General features: G+C 67.6%; 12 protein-coding genes. 7 read left to right on the top strand and 5 right to left on the bottom strand.

Going from position 1 to position 15,948, the window contains the following annotated elements; genetic code table 11:
• Positions 1-46: 46 nt before the first annotated feature.
• The 3 genes from ACO6D6_RS04075 to pta form a co-directional block, all read right to left on the bottom strand.
• The gene (locus ACO6D6_RS04075) at positions 47-1,027 is read right to left on the bottom strand and encodes a 5'-nucleotidase (RefSeq protein ID WP_484783467.1); all 981 of its coding nucleotides are present in this window, start codon (positions 1,025-1,027) and stop codon (positions 47-49) included.
• Between the two features lie 279 nt (positions 1,028-1,306).
• Positions 1,307-2,491, bottom strand: a complete 1,185-nt coding sequence (locus ACO6D6_RS04070) for an acetate kinase (RefSeq protein WP_484783466.1) — start codon at positions 2,489-2,491, stop codon at positions 1,307-1,309.
• Positions 2,492-2,554: 63 nt separating this feature from the next.
• Positions 2,555-4,615: a phosphate acetyltransferase gene (pta, locus tag ACO6D6_RS04065; protein WP_484783464.1), complete on the bottom strand. Its 2,061-nt coding sequence runs from the start codon at positions 4,613-4,615 to the stop codon at positions 2,555-2,557.
• A gap of 204 nt (positions 4,616-4,819) precedes the next feature.
• On the opposite strand from pta, the gene aspA reads away from it, so the two are divergent.
• Positions 4,820-6,238 carry an aspartate ammonia-lyase gene (gene aspA / locus ACO6D6_RS04060; protein WP_484783462.1) on the top strand — a complete coding sequence of 473 codons (1,419 nt, stop codon included), beginning with the start codon at positions 4,820-4,822 and terminating at the stop codon, positions 6,236-6,238.
• Between the two features lie 105 nt (positions 6,239-6,343).
• Here the strand turns inward: aspA and ACO6D6_RS04055 are convergent, their stop codons facing one another.
• Together ACO6D6_RS04055 and ACO6D6_RS04050 are read right to left on the bottom strand one after the other, a co-directional pair.
• Positions 6,344-7,126, bottom strand: a complete 783-nt coding sequence (locus ACO6D6_RS04055) for a deoxyribonuclease IV (RefSeq protein WP_484783460.1) — start codon at positions 7,124-7,126, stop codon at positions 6,344-6,346.
• Positions 7,127-7,248: 122 nt separating this feature from the next.
• Positions 7,249-8,364, bottom strand: coding sequence for an ROK family protein (locus ACO6D6_RS04050; protein ID WP_484783458.1), 1,116 nt, complete (start codon positions 8,362-8,364; stop codon positions 7,249-7,251).
• Between the two features lie 493 nt (positions 8,365-8,857).
• Between ACO6D6_RS04050 and ACO6D6_RS04045 the strand changes: the two genes are divergently transcribed.
• From ACO6D6_RS04045 to ACO6D6_RS04020, 6 genes are read left to right on the top strand one after another with little or no spacing between them, the layout of a single operon-like run.
• A complete protein-coding gene (locus tag ACO6D6_RS04045; RefSeq protein WP_484783456.1) occupies positions 8,858-10,129 on the top strand; it encodes an ABC transporter substrate-binding protein in 1,272 nt (423 codons plus the stop codon).
• A 17-nt stretch (positions 10,130-10,146) separates the two neighbouring features.
• Positions 10,147-11,046, top strand: a complete 900-nt coding sequence (locus ACO6D6_RS04040; protein ID WP_484783455.1) for a carbohydrate ABC transporter permease — start codon at positions 10,147-10,149, stop codon at positions 11,044-11,046.
• Entirely contained in the window at positions 11,036-11,956 is a 921-nt protein-coding gene (locus ACO6D6_RS04035) for a carbohydrate ABC transporter permease (RefSeq protein WP_484783453.1), read from the top strand. Before ACO6D6_RS04040 ends, ACO6D6_RS04035 begins: the two co-directional genes overlap by 11 nt.
• Entirely contained in the window at positions 11,956-12,897 is a 942-nt protein-coding gene (locus ACO6D6_RS04030; protein WP_484783451.1) for an ROK family protein, read from the top strand. The genes ACO6D6_RS04035 and ACO6D6_RS04030 overlap by 1 nt, the downstream gene beginning before the upstream one ends.
• Complete coding sequence (locus ACO6D6_RS04025) at positions 12,894-14,450, top strand: M81 family metallopeptidase (RefSeq protein WP_484783449.1); 1,557 nt, start codon at positions 12,894-12,896, stop codon at positions 14,448-14,450. Before ACO6D6_RS04030 ends, ACO6D6_RS04025 begins: the two co-directional genes overlap by 4 nt.
• Entirely contained in the window at positions 14,444-15,760 is a 1,317-nt protein-coding gene (locus ACO6D6_RS04020) for an alpha-L-fucosidase (RefSeq protein WP_484783447.1), read from the top strand. Before ACO6D6_RS04025 ends, ACO6D6_RS04020 begins: the two co-directional genes overlap by 7 nt.
• Positions 15,761-15,948 lie beyond the last annotated feature (188 nt).

The raw sequence follows: 15,948 nt of genomic DNA, 5'->3' as shown, positions 1-15,948 counted from the left end.
CAAGGGGCGTTCGCCTTGTCGTTTTCCCTGCCCGCCCGGTGGTCCCTCAGGCAGTGATGTCGAGAATCTCCTCCGGTGCGGCGCGGCGGGCGCGGCGCGGCGTGTCGGAGACCGGGACGGATCCGGCTTCGGTCTCGTTGGCCACACCAAAGGGGACGTGCACCGACGGGGTGCGCAGGGCCCGGTCGAGATGCTGGCGCTGGTCGTCGAAGAATATGTGGGGGTTGAGGATCTCCAGCACGGGGGCTTTCGGCAGGCCACCGAGGAAGAAGGCGTCGTCCACCTTGAGCCCCCAGGCACGGAGACTGTTCACGGCGCGTTCGTGTGCGGGCGCCGAACGGGCGGTCACCAGCGAGATGCGCAGCCGGGGTTCGTATCCCGAATCCCGCGACTTCAGCCTCGTCTCCTCCTCCTGGATGCGGTTCAGGCCCGCCAGGAAGGGGGCCAGGGGGCCGGGGGAGAGGGGGACGTCGGCCAGTTCGGCCTCGCGCAGGGCGTAGCGCCCCATGCCCTCCTGGCGGAACACACGCTCCGAGGAGTCGTCGGCCAGGACACCGTCGAAATCGAAGGCGACTCGCAGCTCCCTGCCAACCTCGGGCATTGAACTGCCGCGCAGCACCGTGCCCGCCGGGTGCCCGGCCGCCAGGGCCTCGGAGACGTCGTCGTGATTGGCCGACAGGAACAGCGACATCTCCAGCGCGGGCATGAACTCGAAGGCGGAACGCCCCTCCCGGAAGACCGCCCGGGTGATCGGCAGCCCCGCCGAGCTGATGGAACGCATCACCCGCAACCCGGATTCGGCGCTGTTGCGGGACAGCACGATCACGTCCACCGCCTCGGCCAGCACGTCGTTGAGCCCCAGGAGACGACGGATGAACGGCAACGCGGGGCCGGCCGGCAGCGGCTGGTCCAGGCGCTCCTCCTGGTGTTCGCGATAGGCGGCGACGCCCTGCTCCCGGAACACACGATCCGATTCGGCCAGGTCGAACAATGCGCTGCTCGCCACGCCGATGGTCAGCAAGGTCATGCCCGGACCTCCATTGACAAAAGAGTGGGGAAGTGCCGGCCAGAATACAGGCCGACACACCCCAAAGTTAGCTCACAGGGCAAGGCCGGAGTGTCGCTGATGGCCGCTTGGAAACCCTCTCGGAGCTGGCGGTGTCAACGCGTGAGCGCCTCCCCCCGATGAAGCTGGTTGGGCCAGCTCGTGGGCGCTCGCTGGTCGGCTCAACCAACTTCAGGAAAGACAAAGCTGGTTGAGCCAGCTCGTGGGCGAGCAGGCTCAACCAGCTTCGGGAAAGGTTTCTCAGGCCTCGATGATGCGCAGGGTGTCCTGGGCCATGGCCAGTTCCTCATTGGTGGGGACCACGAGGACCTTGACGGGGGAGTCGGGGGTGGAGATCACGCGCGGCTCCTTGGCGCGCACCTCGTTCTTCTCCTCGTCGAGGACCAGGCCGAGGTGACGCAGCCGGTTGGAGGCCTCACGGCGCACGAGGGAGGCGTTCTCGCCGATGCCCGCGGTGAACACCACCGCGTCCACCCCTCCCAGCACCGCGATGTAGGCGCCGATGTAGCTGATCAGACGGTGGATGTAGACATCCATCGCCAGGCGCGCGTCGGCGTCGCCCGCCTCGATCCGGGCCTCGACGTCGCGCATGTCGGTGTGGCCGCACATGCCGCCCATGCCGGACTGCTTGTTCAGCAGCGTGTCGATCTCGTCGATTGAATAGCCCTTGTCGGAGAGGAACTTGAAGATGCCCGGGTCGATGTCACCGGAGCGGGTGCCCATCACGAGCCCCTGCAGCGGGGTCAGGCCCATCGACGTCTCCACCGCCCGGCCGCCGTCGACCGCCGAGATGGAGGCGCCGTTGCCGAGATGACAGACGATGACCTTCAGATCCTCGACGGGGCGCCCCAGCACCTCCGCGGTCTTCTTCGACACGTACGAGTGCGAGGTGCCGTGGAAGCCGTAACGGCGCAGCTCGTACTTCCTCGCGATCTCCTTGTCGATGGCGTAGGTGTAGGCCTCGGCGGGCAGCGTCGCGAAGAAGGCGGTGTCGAAGATCGCGACGTGAGGCACGTCGGGCAGCAGCGCCATCGCGGCCTCGATGCCCGCGATCCCCGGGGGGTTGTGCAGCGGCGCCAGGGCCTGCAGCTCCACCAGTTTCGCGATCACCTCGTCGGTGATGAGCGTGGACTCCTGGAAGGTGGAGCCGCCGTGGACGGTGCGGTGACCGACGGCCCGCACCCCGTCGAGGGACGGCCCGTGCTTCCCGAAGGCCGCGACCACCGCGGCGAACGAGGCGGTGTGGTCGGGGAAGGGCTGCTCCTCGACGAACTCCTGCCCGTCGACCTCGTGCTTCAGTTTTCCGACGTCCTGCCCGATCCGCTCGACGATGCCGACCGCCAGGGGGCTCTGCGTCTCCGGGTCGAAGAGCTGGTACTTCATGGACGAGGAGCCGCAGTTGAGCAGCAGGATGTGACTTGACACGGGTACTTTCCTTGGGGATCGGTATCGGACAGGGTTCAGGACTACTTCAGGACGAGGCGGGGTTCAGTCCGTCTGGGCCTGGATGGCGGTGATGGTGATCGTCGAGACGATGTCATCCACCAGCGCGCCACGGGACAGGTCGTTGACGGGTTTACGGAGCCCCTGGAGAACGGGACCGATGGCCACCGCACCGGAGGTGCGCTGCACGGCCTTGTAGGTGTTGTTGCCGGTGTTGAGGTCCGGGAAGATGAACACCGTCGCGCGCCCCGCGACCTCCGAGCCCGGCATCTTCTTGGCCGCCACCACCTCGTCGACGGCCGCGTCGAACTGGATCGGTCCCTCCACCTTGAGTTCGGGTGCCTTCTCGCGGACGAGGTTGGTGGCCTCGCGCACGTTGTCGACGTCGGCGCCGAAACCGGAGCTGCCCGTCGAGTAGGACAGCATCGCGATGCGCGGTTCGATGCCGAAGCTGACGGCGGTCTGCGCCGAGGAGATCGCGATGTCCGCGAGCTGCGCGGGCGTCGGATCGGGGTTGACGGCGCAGTCGGCGTAGACCACCACGCGGTTGCTCATCGCCATCAGGAAGGAGCCGGAGACGACCGAGACACCCGGTTTGGTCTTCACGAACTCCAGCGACGGCCGGATGGTGTTGGCGGTGGTGTTCACCGCGCCCGAGACCATGCCGTCGGCCATGCCCAGGTGCACCATCATCGTGCCGAAGTAGGACAGGTCCGCCAGCTTCTCGCGGGCCTCCTCCAGGGTGACCCCTTTGTGGGCGCGCAGCTTCGCGTACTCGGCGGCGAACTTCTCCAGCAGTTCCGGGTCCTGTGGGTTGATGACGGTGGCCTTGGTCAGGTTGAGACCCAGCTCAGCGGCGCGGCGGGAGATGGCACCCGGATCGCCGAGGAGGGTGATCTCGGCTATGTGGCGTTTCAGCACCACGTCGGCGGCGGTCAGCACCCGGTCGTCGGTGGATTCGGGCAGCACGATCCGTTTCAGGTTCTTGCGGGCCATCTGCATCAGCTGGTGCTCGAACATGCTCGGGGTGCGGATCTCGGCGCGCGGCAGCTCGATGGCGGCCAGCAACGCCTCCTCGTCGACGTGCCGGTCGAACAGGGCACGCGCCAGCTCGACCTTCCGCGGCGAACTGGTGGCCACCCCGCTGACCTCCCGCAGTGCGCTCGCGGTGGGGAAGGTGTCGTCGTTCGTCATGCCGATGGGCAGATCCACCTCGGAGTCGCTGAGCAGCGTCGCAACCGTCTCCGGGATCTCGAAACCGCCCGTCAGCAGCAGCGACGCCAGAGGCCCGTAGGTGGCGGAACGGTGCGCCATGATGAGCGCGGGCAGCAGGTCGAGCCGGTCGGCGGGGACGATGACCGTGGCCTCCTTCTGGAGGCGCGGCAGCAGGTTCGGCAGGCTCATGCCCGCAATGATCGTCGTCAGTGCCTCGCGGTTCAGACCCTCCGGTTTGCCGCGCCACAGTTTCGCATTGACCGCCTCGAAGTGCTGGCCGACCGACGGGGCGTCGAGCACCGGATTCGCGAACAGCACCGAGACCGGGACGTCCCGGACCTCACGCAGCGCCGAGGAGAGTTCCTCGCTGATCTCGGGCTCCGCGCGGGTCGCCACGATCGCGACGACGGTGTTGTGCCGGGCCTCGAAGGTCTCGATGGCTTCCTCGGCCATCCGGCACACCTCGTCGACGGAGCGGTCGGAGGCGCGGCACACGTACAGCACCGGCGCGTTCAGGTTGGCGGCGATGAGGGCGTTGTGGTCCAGCTCGGTGCCGGAGGTGAGGTCGTCGAAATCGGACCCCACGATCACGACCGCCTCGAATCGTTCCGCCAGCGCGGAGTACTTCGCGACGATGGTGTCGATGGCGGCATCCGGGTCGTTGGCCCAGTCCTCGTAGCTGACACCGACGCTGTCCTCAAAGCTCTGGTGACGCAGGGTGTTGGTGGCCAGCAGTGCCGTCGTGATGCCGTCCTCCTTCAGGGACTGCACCAGCGGACGGAAGAAGCCGACCGAACGGACTTGGCGCGCGAACAACTCCAGCACGCCCAGAGCGATGGCGCTCTTGCTGACTTGCCACTCCGATGAAGCAATGTAAACGCATCTGGTCACGGACCCAAGCCTAGCGACTCATCGGAAAACATGCGGGTCTGGCTCTTCGAAAGAACCTCCCACACCCGCCCGCGGAATGCCCGGTCGTCTCGTTTATCGGGGAAGAAGCTGGCCCGGCACGCGCGGGCCCGGCGACTCCGGTAGCGTTGCCCTAGCCCCTTTCCGAGGGGCTTTTGACGGGAGGATAGCTCCGAAAGGAAGGCAATGTCGCGCACCGAGACCGACCTGCTTGGCGATCGTGAAGTCCCTGACGACGCTTGGTACGGCATCCACACGTTGAGGGCGATTGAGAACTTTCCCATTTCGGGGGCCACTGTGAACTCGGTCCCCGAACTGATCCGCGGGATGGTTCAGGTGAAAAAAGCGGCGGCACTGGCGAACCGCGAACTCGGTGCCCTGCCCGGCTGGGTGGCGCGGGCGATCCTCCAGGCCTGCGACGAGGTGCTGTCCAAGGGGCGGTGCATGGACCAGTTCCCGATCGACGTCTTCCAGGGCGGCGCGGGGACGTCGGTGAACATGAACACCAACGAGGTGCTGGCGAATCTGGCGCTGGAGCATCTGGGATTCTCGAAGGGCCGCTACGACATCATCGACCCCAACGACCACGTCAACCACGGCCAGTCCACCAACGACACCTTCCCGACGGGCTTCCGGGTGGCCCTCGATCACGTGTTCGGGGAGCTGTCGCACGCGGTGGAGGAACTCTCCGATTCCTTCTACGACAAGGGCGAGGAATTCGAGCGCATCCTCAAACTCGGACGCACCCAGATGCAGGATGCGGTGCCGATGACCCTGGGCCAGGAGTTCACGGCATTCGCGGTGAACCTGGAGGAGGAGTTGCGCCACCTCGACTACGCACGCTCGCTGCTGCTGGAGATCAACCTGGGTGCGACGGCGATCGGCACCGGGCTGAACGCCCCACCCGGATACCGGGAGCTGGCGGTGAAACACCTCTGCGAGATCACGGGACGCCCGTTCGTCACCGCGGCCGACCTGATCGAGGCCACCTCCGACACCGGCGCCTACGTGATGGCCCACGCGGCCTGCAAACGCCTGGCGACGAAGCTGTCGAAGATCTGCAACGACCTGCGGCTGCTGAGCTCCGGACCCCGCGCCGGGCTAAACGAGATCAACCTGCCCGCGATGCAGGCGGGCAGCTCGATCATGCCCGCCAAGGTCAACCCCGTCATCCCCGAGGTGGTCAACCAGATCACCTACAAGGTGCGCGGCAACGACTTCACCGTCGGACTCGGGGCCGAGGCGGGGCAGCTGCAGCTCAACGCCATGGAACCGGTGATCGCGCAGGCGCTGTTCGAGTCGATCCGGCTGCTCAAGTCGGGTTGCAACGTGCTGCGGACCCGCTGCGTCGACGGCATCACCGCCAACAAGGACGTCTGCGAACGCTACGTGCGGGAATCGATCTCAGTGGTGACCCTCCCCAACGACTACATCGGGCACCGGGCGGGCGACGAGGTGGGCCGGGAGGCCGCCAGGTCGGGAAAGTCGGTGCGCGACATCGTCCTGGAACGGGGTCTGCTGGACGAGATCACGGTGGATCGGCTGCTTTCCTTCGAGAACCTCTCCGGTTATTCGGGGGAACAGAAGGTCGCGAGGAAGGCCTGAGGGACGCCCAACCCGGTTCCGCAGCACTCAAACCCGGAAATGCGCCATTCCGGGCCGGAAAACGAGTTGAGTGCTGCGCAACCGGGGAAATCCGTCGGTGCCGCCTCAGCCCAGCCGCTCCCGCAGCCAGGCGATTTCCTCCGCGTGGTTCTCCGGCGGGGTTTCCAGCAGGACCGGGGCGTCGGCGTCGCGCAACAGGGTGATGAGGACCTCCGGGTCGAGCTGGCCGTGTCCCAGCGGGGCGTGGCGGTCGCGCCCGGAACCGGCCGCGTCGCGGGAGTCGTTGCAGTGGACCAGGTCGATGCGGCCGGTGATGGCCCGAACATCCTCCACCACGGTGGTCAGATCCAGGCCGGCGGCGTGCGCGTGGCAGGTGTCCAGGCAGAGCCCGACGTCGCCCAGGTTGTCGGAGCCGTCGAGGGTGGCCCACAGGTCGCGGATGGATTCGAGGTATCGCATCATCGCTTTCTTGCCGCCCGCGGTGTTCTCGATCAGGATCGGCACCTTCAAGTCGAGGCCGTCGACGCACTTGCGCCAGTTGTCGTAGCCCTGCTGCTGGTCCTCGTCGGCGGTGACGTGCCCGCCGTGGACGATCACCCCGCGCGCCCCGATCCCGGCGGCCGCGTCGATGGTCTGCTGCAGCAGTTTCCGCGACGGGATGCGGATGCGATTGTTGGTGGAGGCGACGTTTATGACGTACGCGGCGTGCACGTAGAGCCCGATCCCGGCGTCGGCGGCCTGCGACCCCAGGGCGGCGGCCCCGTCGCCGGGGACTGTGGGTTTCCTCCACGACTGCGGGTCGCCGAGGGTCACCTGGGCGATGTCCGCCCCCAGGGCGACGGCCTGCGCAATCGCGGCATCCGCGTCAACATGAGCACCGATCAGCATGGCCCCAGCCTAGGGGGTGGCATCGTGGAAGAAGATTTTGACGACGTCGTGAAAAGTTTTGTGGCGTGTACGGTACAAAATCTTTCCAAATGACATAACGACATCCTGGGGGTGGTGGGGTTTCAGGTGGTTGCCTCGCGGACGGCAGCCGCGGTCAGCAGGGCCGCGCCGACCAGGGCCGCGTCGGCTCCCAGCGACGCCGCCTCGATCCGCAGCGACTCCGTCATCAAGGGATGGCATCCGTCGTAGATGCGGGCTCGGACCGCCGTCACGAAGTGCTGCGACGAAGCCAACCCGCCGGTCAGGAACAGCGCCTGCGGATTGAAGAAACTCACCACCGAGCTGAGGACCTCGCCGAGCAGGGACCCGGCGGTGCGGATCATGGTCGTGGCCTCGGGGTCGCCGTCACGGGCCAGGGCCAGGGCATCCGCGGTGTTGGTGACCTTGATCCCCTGCTCGGCGAGCCGCGCGACGATACCCGCACCCGAGGCCACCGTCTCCAGGCATCCGGTCTTCCCGCAGGTGCAGGGCCTGTTCCCGGCCGCGTGGACCACGGTGTGGGTGACGTCCCCGGCGGCGAAGGTCGCCCCCCGGTAGAGCTGCCCCGCGATCACGATGCCCGAACCGATCGCCGTGCCCGCCTTCACCGTGATGGAGTCGCCCTCGGAGCCGAACTGGGTGCGGTGCTCCCCGAGGGCCATCGCGTTCGCGTCGTTCTCCACCACGGCAGGCACCCCGAAGCTCTCCGCGAGGGCCTCCTGCACGGGGAATCCCGCCCAGCCCGGCATTCGCGACGGCAACCGCACCGTGCCCCCGGGCTGCACCGGGCCGGGCAGTGCCAACCCCACCCCCGCCAGTTCCCCCTCGGCCGGTTGGTCGCGCAGGAGCCTGGCGAGGGAACCGAGCACCTGCTCCGGGCCGTCGGCCACCATCAGGGGCGAGGTCGTGGAATGCAGCAGCCGTCCCGTCCGGTCGGTCACCCCGAGTCGCGCGTGGTTGCCACCCAGTTCCGCCACCAGCAGATGTCCGGGGGAACGGTTGAGGCGGAGCCTGCGGCGGGGGCGTCCGCTTCCGGATGCGACCAGCCCGTCCTCTACGACGACCCCCGAGTCGATGAGCTGCCCGACCCAGGCCGAGGCGGTCGACGGGGCGACCCCCAGCAGGCGCGCGATGTCCGAACGCGACGAGGCCGACCCGTCGGCCAGCAGCTCCGTGATGCGCGGATGTGGACGTGCCATGGACTAACTTTAGCCAACGCCGAACTAAAAAGTTTTGCTCACGGAAATTTTTTGAGGACGGCCGAGTCGCGGGAACCATCCTCCCGAAGGTGGCCGATCCGGCCTGCTCGCTCGATGAGCTGGTCGTGTCGAAACCATGGTGAGGGTTTGGGTCTGGTTGCCGGGTGTGGGTGGTTTCGACTCGGGTCGCTCGTTCCTCGCGCCCCGGCTCAACCGGCTTTGGGAGGGGTGTTCGCGCCCCGGTTCAGCCGGCTTGGGGGTGGAAGTTGGTTGAGCCGACCTGCGAGCGTCAGCGAGTGGGTCGTGTCGAAACCATTTCGTGGGTGTCCGGGGACTTGTGGTTCTGTCCGTACGCCCGTCAGGTCACGGTTTTGCAACGGTGTGCCCTTCCCGTCTTGCGTCTGTCAATCTGCCTGCCCTAAGCTCACTTCCGCCAGAAAGGCACTCAACTTATTTCGAAGGAGAATTAAGTGTGCGGGATCGAGGAGAAGAGATGAAGATCAATTTCCGCAGGGCCGTCGCGTTGGCGGCAGTCACCGCGCTGGCGTTCACCGGATGCTCCAGCAAGGGAGGCGGCAGCGACACCACCGGCGCGGATGGCAAGACGAGGATCGTCGTCGACATGTGGGCCGGCGGTGAGAAGGACACCGAGGCCCTCAAGAAGCAGGTGGAGATCGCCCAGAAGGCCCTCCCCGACATCCAGATCGAGCTGCGCACCGCCCCCTGGGGTGACTTCTTCACCAAGCTCACCACCAACATGGGCACCGACAACATGGCCTGCGTGACGGGCATGAACTCGGGGAAGCTGTCCGACTACAAGGCCGGTTTCGCGGAGCTCACCGAGGCCGACCTCACAACGGCGGGACTCAAGACCTCCGACTTCGCCCCGCGAGCCACGGACATCCTCAGCGACGGTGGCACCATGTACGGCCTGCCCTTCGACATGGCCACCATGCTCACCTACTACAACGCCGACATGATCAACGCCACGGGCGCTCCCCAGCCGAAGAACGGCTGGACCTTCGATGACTTCGAGGCCACCGCCACCGCAGCCACCAAGGACGGCAAGCACGGCTTCGGTATCGGCATGGGGGACTTCCAGTGGCAGGCCCTGCCGATCGCCAAGTCCGGCACCCAGCCGGTGACCGCCGACGGCAAGTTGGACATCGCCAACCCGGCCTTCGTCGAGGCCTCCACCTGGTACGCAGGCCTGGTCACCGAGAAGAAGGTTGCGTTGCCCGTCGGATCGGCCTCCGACGCCGGCTGGGGCGAGGAACAGTTCTCCAACGGCAACGCCGCGATGGCCGTTGACGGAACCTGGAACGCCAGCAGCTACATCAAGAACGACGCGGGCTTCAAGGTCGGCATGACGAACCTGCCCGCACCCGCTGGTGGCAAGGCGACCGGGCTGATCCTCGGCTCGGGTTACGGCGTCGCCAAGAGCTGCAAGGACAAGAACGCGGCCCTGAAGGTGCTGGGAGCCCTGCTCAGCAAGGAGGCCCAGGACCACGTCGCCAGCTCCGGTCGGTCCTACCCGGCCCGCGTCGAGTCGCAGCCGCTGTACTTCAACTCCATCGACGAGCAGTACCGTGACGTGGTCAAGCAGGCCTTCGACGCCGCCTTCGCCAACGTCGAGGCGCAGCGCGTCTCCCCGAACTGGTCCAAGGTCAACTCCTACATCCAGCCCGAACTGGTGAGCGTCTACAGCGGAGCCAAACCGATGTCCGAGGTGCTGAACGCCGCTCAGCAGCAGTTCCAGCAGTGATGGAGAAAGGGTCCTGAATGTCCTCCCCCAGAAAAGGGGCCCTTCGCAGGGCCGAGGCTCGCCAGGCGTTGGGTTTCGTCAGCCCGGCCCTGCTGGGCCTCGGCCTGTTCACGCTCTTCCCGGTGGGCCTGTCCATCGTCATGAGCCTGTTCAACTGGCCCACCTTCGGTGCGCGCACCTTCAACGGGCTCGGTAACTACATCAAGCTGTTCACCGTCAGCCCGGACTTCTGGCCGGCGATGCGCAACACCTTCGTGTTCGCCATCACCTACGTCCCCATCAACATCGCCCTGTCGCTCGGGCTGGCGGTGGCGCTCAACTCCCGTATTCGCGGGCGTGGGGTGCTACGGGTGCTGTTCTTCATCCCCGTGGTCACCCCGATGGTCGCGAACATCCTGGTGTGGAAGATGCTGCTGCAACCCAAGGGTGCGCTGAACGGCATCAGCGAGGGACTGTTCAACCACACCCTGCCCAGTTTCCTGGCTGATCCGTTCTGGGCGATGGTCATGGTGGTGACCATGTCGGTGTGGCAGGGCCTCGGCTACAACATGCTGATCTTCTCGGCGGTGCTGGAGCAGCTTCCCGACAGCGTCATTGAGGCGGCCCGCATCGATGGCGCGACGGGGGCACGCCTGTTCTTCCGTGTGACGCTGCCCATGATCTCCCCGGCCGTGTTCTTCGCCACCGTGATGACGATGATCGGTTCGCTGCAGGTCTTCGCCCAGCCGCAGCTGCTGACCGGCGGCGGCCCCGGCAACTCGACCCAGCCGATCGTCCAGTTCATCTACAACAATGGCTTCCGATTCCAGGACCTCGGGCTGGCCGCCGCGGCCGCCTGGATCCTGTTCGCCGTCATCATCGTCCTGACGGCCCTGCAGTTCCAGGTGCAGAAGAAGTGGGTGCACTATGAGTACTGATACCAGCAAGAAGGGCGGCTCCCGGGCCGGGGCGGGGCAGGCGGAGAAAACGCTGCGCGCTGCGAGCGCCGATACCAGGAAGAAGGGCGGTGGTGGCCGCTCGGTGCTCGCCCACATCAGCGTCTACGTCGCCGCCCTGATCTTCGCGTCGCCACTGATCTACGCGCTGTTCTCCGCGATGAAACCGAACAACGAGATGTTCACCTCCCCGCCGCGGCTGGTCGGGTCGCAGATCAAGTGGACGAACTTCATCGAGGTGTTCACCTACGGCCCGTTCGTCACCTACATGCTGAACTCGCTGTTCGTGTCGGTGGCCGGGACGATCCTGGTGCTGATCGTCTCCTCCGCGTCGGCGTTCGCCTTCGCCCGGCTCCGCTGGAAGGGTCGCGACGCCGTGTTCCTGCTGTTCCTGGCCACCCTCATGGTGCCCGCGGAGGTCGTGATGATCCCGATGTACACCCTGATGGACTGGTTCGGGTGGATCAACAGCTATCAGGCCCTGATCATCCCGTTCGCGTTCAGCGCCTTCGGTACCTTCCTGCTGCGCCAGTTCTACCGGGGAATTCCCTTCGAGCTGGACGAGGCCGCCCGGGTCGACGGTGCGGGGGCGTTGCGCATCTACCTCAACATCATTCTGCCCCTGTCGCGTTCCGCGATCGCGGTGCTGGCCGTGTTCACCTTCCTGGGCTTCTGGAACTCCTACCTGTGGCCGCTGATCGTCACCGTCGACTACTCCACCCTCGGCACCCTGCCGGTGGGCCTGGCGACGTTCTCCACGCAGCAGGGCACCCGATGGGACCTGCAGATGGCCGCCGCCGTGATCTCGATGGTGCCCACCACCGCGCTCGTGATAGCGCTGCAGAAGCACCTCGTGAAGGGCATCGCCTTGGCCGGGCTGGGTGGTCGCTGATGCTCAGGATCCCGTCGCCGGATGATGAGTTGCGCGGCCCCGTGGTGGCCGGCATCGACATCGGAGGCACCAAGATCACCGCGGTGCTGGCGGACGTCGACGGCAACATCCTGGCCTCCGACACCACCGCCTCGGGGCGCGGCGGTCAGGCGCTGATCGACGCCGCCGCGGGCCTGGTGACCCGCATCGAGGCCTCTTCCGGGCTGCGGGCCACAGCCGTGGGTGCCGGTGCCGCGGGGGTGATCGACCCCGACTCGGGTGAGGTGTTGGCCGCCTCCGGGATCTTCCCCGACTGGCGGGGCCGCCGTCCCGCCGAGGCCATCGCCGACCTCACCGGACACCCCGTGAAACTGGTCAACGACGTGAACGCGTTCCTGTGCGGGGAGGCCCGCTGGGGTGCGCTGCGCGGCGTCAGCGACGGCTTGGCCATCATGCTCGGCACCGGGGTCGGTGGTGCCCTGCTGATCGGGGGACGCCCCCACCACGGGCCGCGCGGCGGCGCGGGGGAGATCGGGCACACCCCCGGTTATCCCGGGCACCGCTGCACCTGCGGGGGAGTGGGGCATCTCGAAACCCTCGCGTCGGGGCGTTCCCTCGGCCTGCGCTATGCCGACCTGACGGGGCGGACCGGACTGACCGGGGCCGATGTCGCGACCGCCGCCAGAAAAGGTGACACCGCCGCCGTCGAGGTGTTCACCCGCGCCGCGCAGGCCCTGGCGCAGGGCATCGTCGTGGCCACCACCCTGCTCGACCTGACCGATGTCGTGGTCGGGGGAGGGGTGACGGCGGCCTGGGACCTGCTCGGACCGCTGCTCACCGAGGCCCTGGCCGCCGACCCGCCCGTCACCGTGCCGATCCCCGGTGTTCACCGCGCCACCCTCGTCAACCCCGCCCTCGGGGCCGCCGCCCTCGCTCTCGACCTGAAGGAAGCCGTTTCATGACCACAGCCGCCGACATCTGGTGCCCGCCCCTGCCGCCCGCCGCCGACGGGGGGATTGCCCGGCCGAGGATCGCCATCGCCGGCATGTCGATCGAGTCCAGCACCTTCTCCCCGCACCTGAGCGGCGACGAGGCGTTCACCCGCCGCGAGGGCGACGAACTGCTGTCCTACTATCCGTTCCTCGAGGCGGGCCGGGAACTCCGGGAGGTCGTCGACTGGGTGCCGCTGCACCACGGCCGGTCCCTGCCGGGTGGAGCGGTCCGCCCGGAGACCTACCAGGACATCAAGGCCCGCATCCTGGAGCTGGCCGCCTCCGAGGGGCCGTTCGACGGGCTGCTGCTCGACATCCACGGCGCGATGAGCGTCGTCGGGATGCGCGACGCGGAGGGCGACCTGGCCACTGCGCTGCGGGAGGTGATCGGCCCCGACTGCCTGGTCTCGGCCACCCTCGACCTGCACGGCAACGTCTCCGCGGCCCTCGTCGACCAGGTGGACCTGATCACCTGCTACCGCATGGCCCCGCACGAGGATGTGATGAACACCAAGGAACGTGCGGCCTGGAACCTGATCGCCCGGCTGCGTTCCGGGATCGGGGCGGATGTCGCCGCCAGGCGGCCGTGGAAGGCATTCGTGCCCGTTCCGCTGCTGCTGCCCGGCGAGAAGACCTCCACCCGCGTGGAACCCGCGGCCTCGATCTACGCCCGCGTACCGGAGATCGAGGCCCGTGACGGGGTGATCGACGCGGCCCTGTGGGTCGGTTACGCATGGGCCGACGAACCCCGCTGCCAGGCCGCCGTCGTCGTCACGGGCGATGACCGGGAGGCCATCGCCGCCGGGGCCTCGGAGCTGGCCGAGGCCTGGTGGGCGGCCCGCGACGAGTTCTGTTTCGTCGGCCCCACCGACACCCTCGACGGTGCCCTGGCGACGGCGCTCGCCAAGGACGCACCCAGGCCCTTCGTGATCTCCGATTCCGGTGACAACCCCACCGCGGGTGGTGCCGGGGACGTGTCGTGGACGGTGCGTGAACTGCTGGCCCATCCCGGCCTGACCGACGGGGGCCGCGTCGTGATCCACGCCTCCACCTTCGATCCCGGGGCCGTCGCGGCCTGCTTCGATGCCGGGGTCGGCGGGGCGGTGGATGTGCGGGTCGGCGGGAACGTCGATGCGGTCGCACCACCCGCCGAGGTGCGCGGGGAGGTGTTCTCCCTGGCCGAGGGAGATCCCGTCGCAGGCCGCCAGGCGGTGGTCAGATGCGGGTCGGTGCACGTGATCATCACGGAACGCCGCAAACCCTTCCACCTGCTCGACGACTTCCGTCAGCTCGGTCTGGAACCCGAGGACGCCGATGTCGTGCTGGTCAAGATCGGCTACCTGGAGCCGGAGTTGTTCACCCTGGCGAAGGCTTGGGTCATTGCCCTCACCCCCGGTGGTGTCGACCAGGACCTGCTGCGGCTCGGGCACCGCAATCTCAAACCCGGGACCTGGCCCTTCGACCGCTCCAATCCCGACCCGGACCTGACCCCGGTGATCACCCGGCGAGGTGCCGGATGCTGAACTTCGACGAACGCACCGGCCCGGCCCTCGGGGTCGACTACCCGGATGTCACCGTCCCCGACTGGTACCGCGACGCCAAGCTGGGTGTCTTCATCCACTGGGGCATCTTCTCCCTGCCGGCCTGGGCCGAACCCCACGACGGGCGGGTGCCGGTCGAGGACGCCTACGCGCGGCACCGCTACGCCGAGTGGTACGGCAACACCGTGCGCATCCCCGGGTCGCCCTGCCGTGCCCAGCACGTCGCACGGTTCGGGGAGGGCACCAGCTACGAGGACCTCGCCGACCGGTGGCGTCCCTTCGACCTCGACGCCGATGCCATGATCCGGGCCGTGCTGCGTTCCGGGGCGCGCTACGTGGTGCCCGTGACGAAGCACCATGATGGTTTCTGCCTGTGGGACACCACCACCACCGGATTCAACGCGGCCCGGCGGGGTCCGGGTCGCGACCTGATCCGGCAGTTCGCCGACGCGACCCGGGCCGCCGGGGCGCGGTTCGGGGTGTACTTCTCCGGGGCCCTCGACTGGCACGTCTCGGACCTGCCACCCATCCAGTCCGACCGCGACCTGTTCCTGCTGCGCCGCAACGACGAGGGGTTCGCGCGCTACGCGGCGGCACAGCTGACCGAGCTGATCGACCGTTTCCGACCGTCGGTGCTGTGGAATGACATCGAATGGCCCGACGGCGGCAAGGGAGACGACGGATTCGGGGTCGCGGCGCTGTGGCGGCACTATCTGGAGACGGTGCCCGACGGTGTCGTCAATGACCGCTGGGGGGTGCCCGCTCACGGGTTCCTGACCCGCGAGTACAGCGAGGTCGACGGGGTTCAGGAGCAGGTCTGGGAGGCCACCCGCGGACTCGGCCTGTCCTTCGGCTACAACGCCGAGGAGGACGACACCCACAGTCTGGATGCCGCCGGGCTGATCCGCTACTTCGTCGACGTCGTCGCGAAGAACGGCAACCTCTTGATCAACGTCGGTCCGCGGGCCGACGGGTCGATTCCGCAGCTCCAACAGCGGGCCCTCGACGGATTGGGGGCTTGGCTCGAGGTCAATGGGCCGGCGATCTTCGGATCGCGGCCGTGGAGACGCGCCGCCGATGGGGAAGTCCGCTACACCGTCGTCGACGGGGTGGTCCATGCATTCCTGCTGTCCCCCGCTTCCGGGGAACTGCGACTGCCCGCTGAACTGGCGCAGGCGGAGTCGGTGGCCTGGTTGGGGGCGGGTGCGGCGCTGGTTGCAGGTGGCGTCGCATCCGTCCCGGAATCGCTTCGTGCGCAACCGGTCGCGGTGGCCGCGATTCCGATTCATTGAAGTGCAATGAACAATGCAGAGGGGCCCGGATTGACCGGGCCCCTCTGCACGCATCGTTGATCTGCGCGGAAACGCCTGTTTCGTGACCGCCAGAAACTCGCAGGGTTTCCCTGCCGGACCGTCGGTGCACGTGTCTGGTCTGTTGGCCGGATGCGCTGCGCCAGCAGCGCTTGGGAGGCCGGAACACA

Source organism: Arachnia sp., from assembly GCF_057238465.1.
This window is presented reverse-complemented; position numbering and strand designations above follow the sequence as displayed.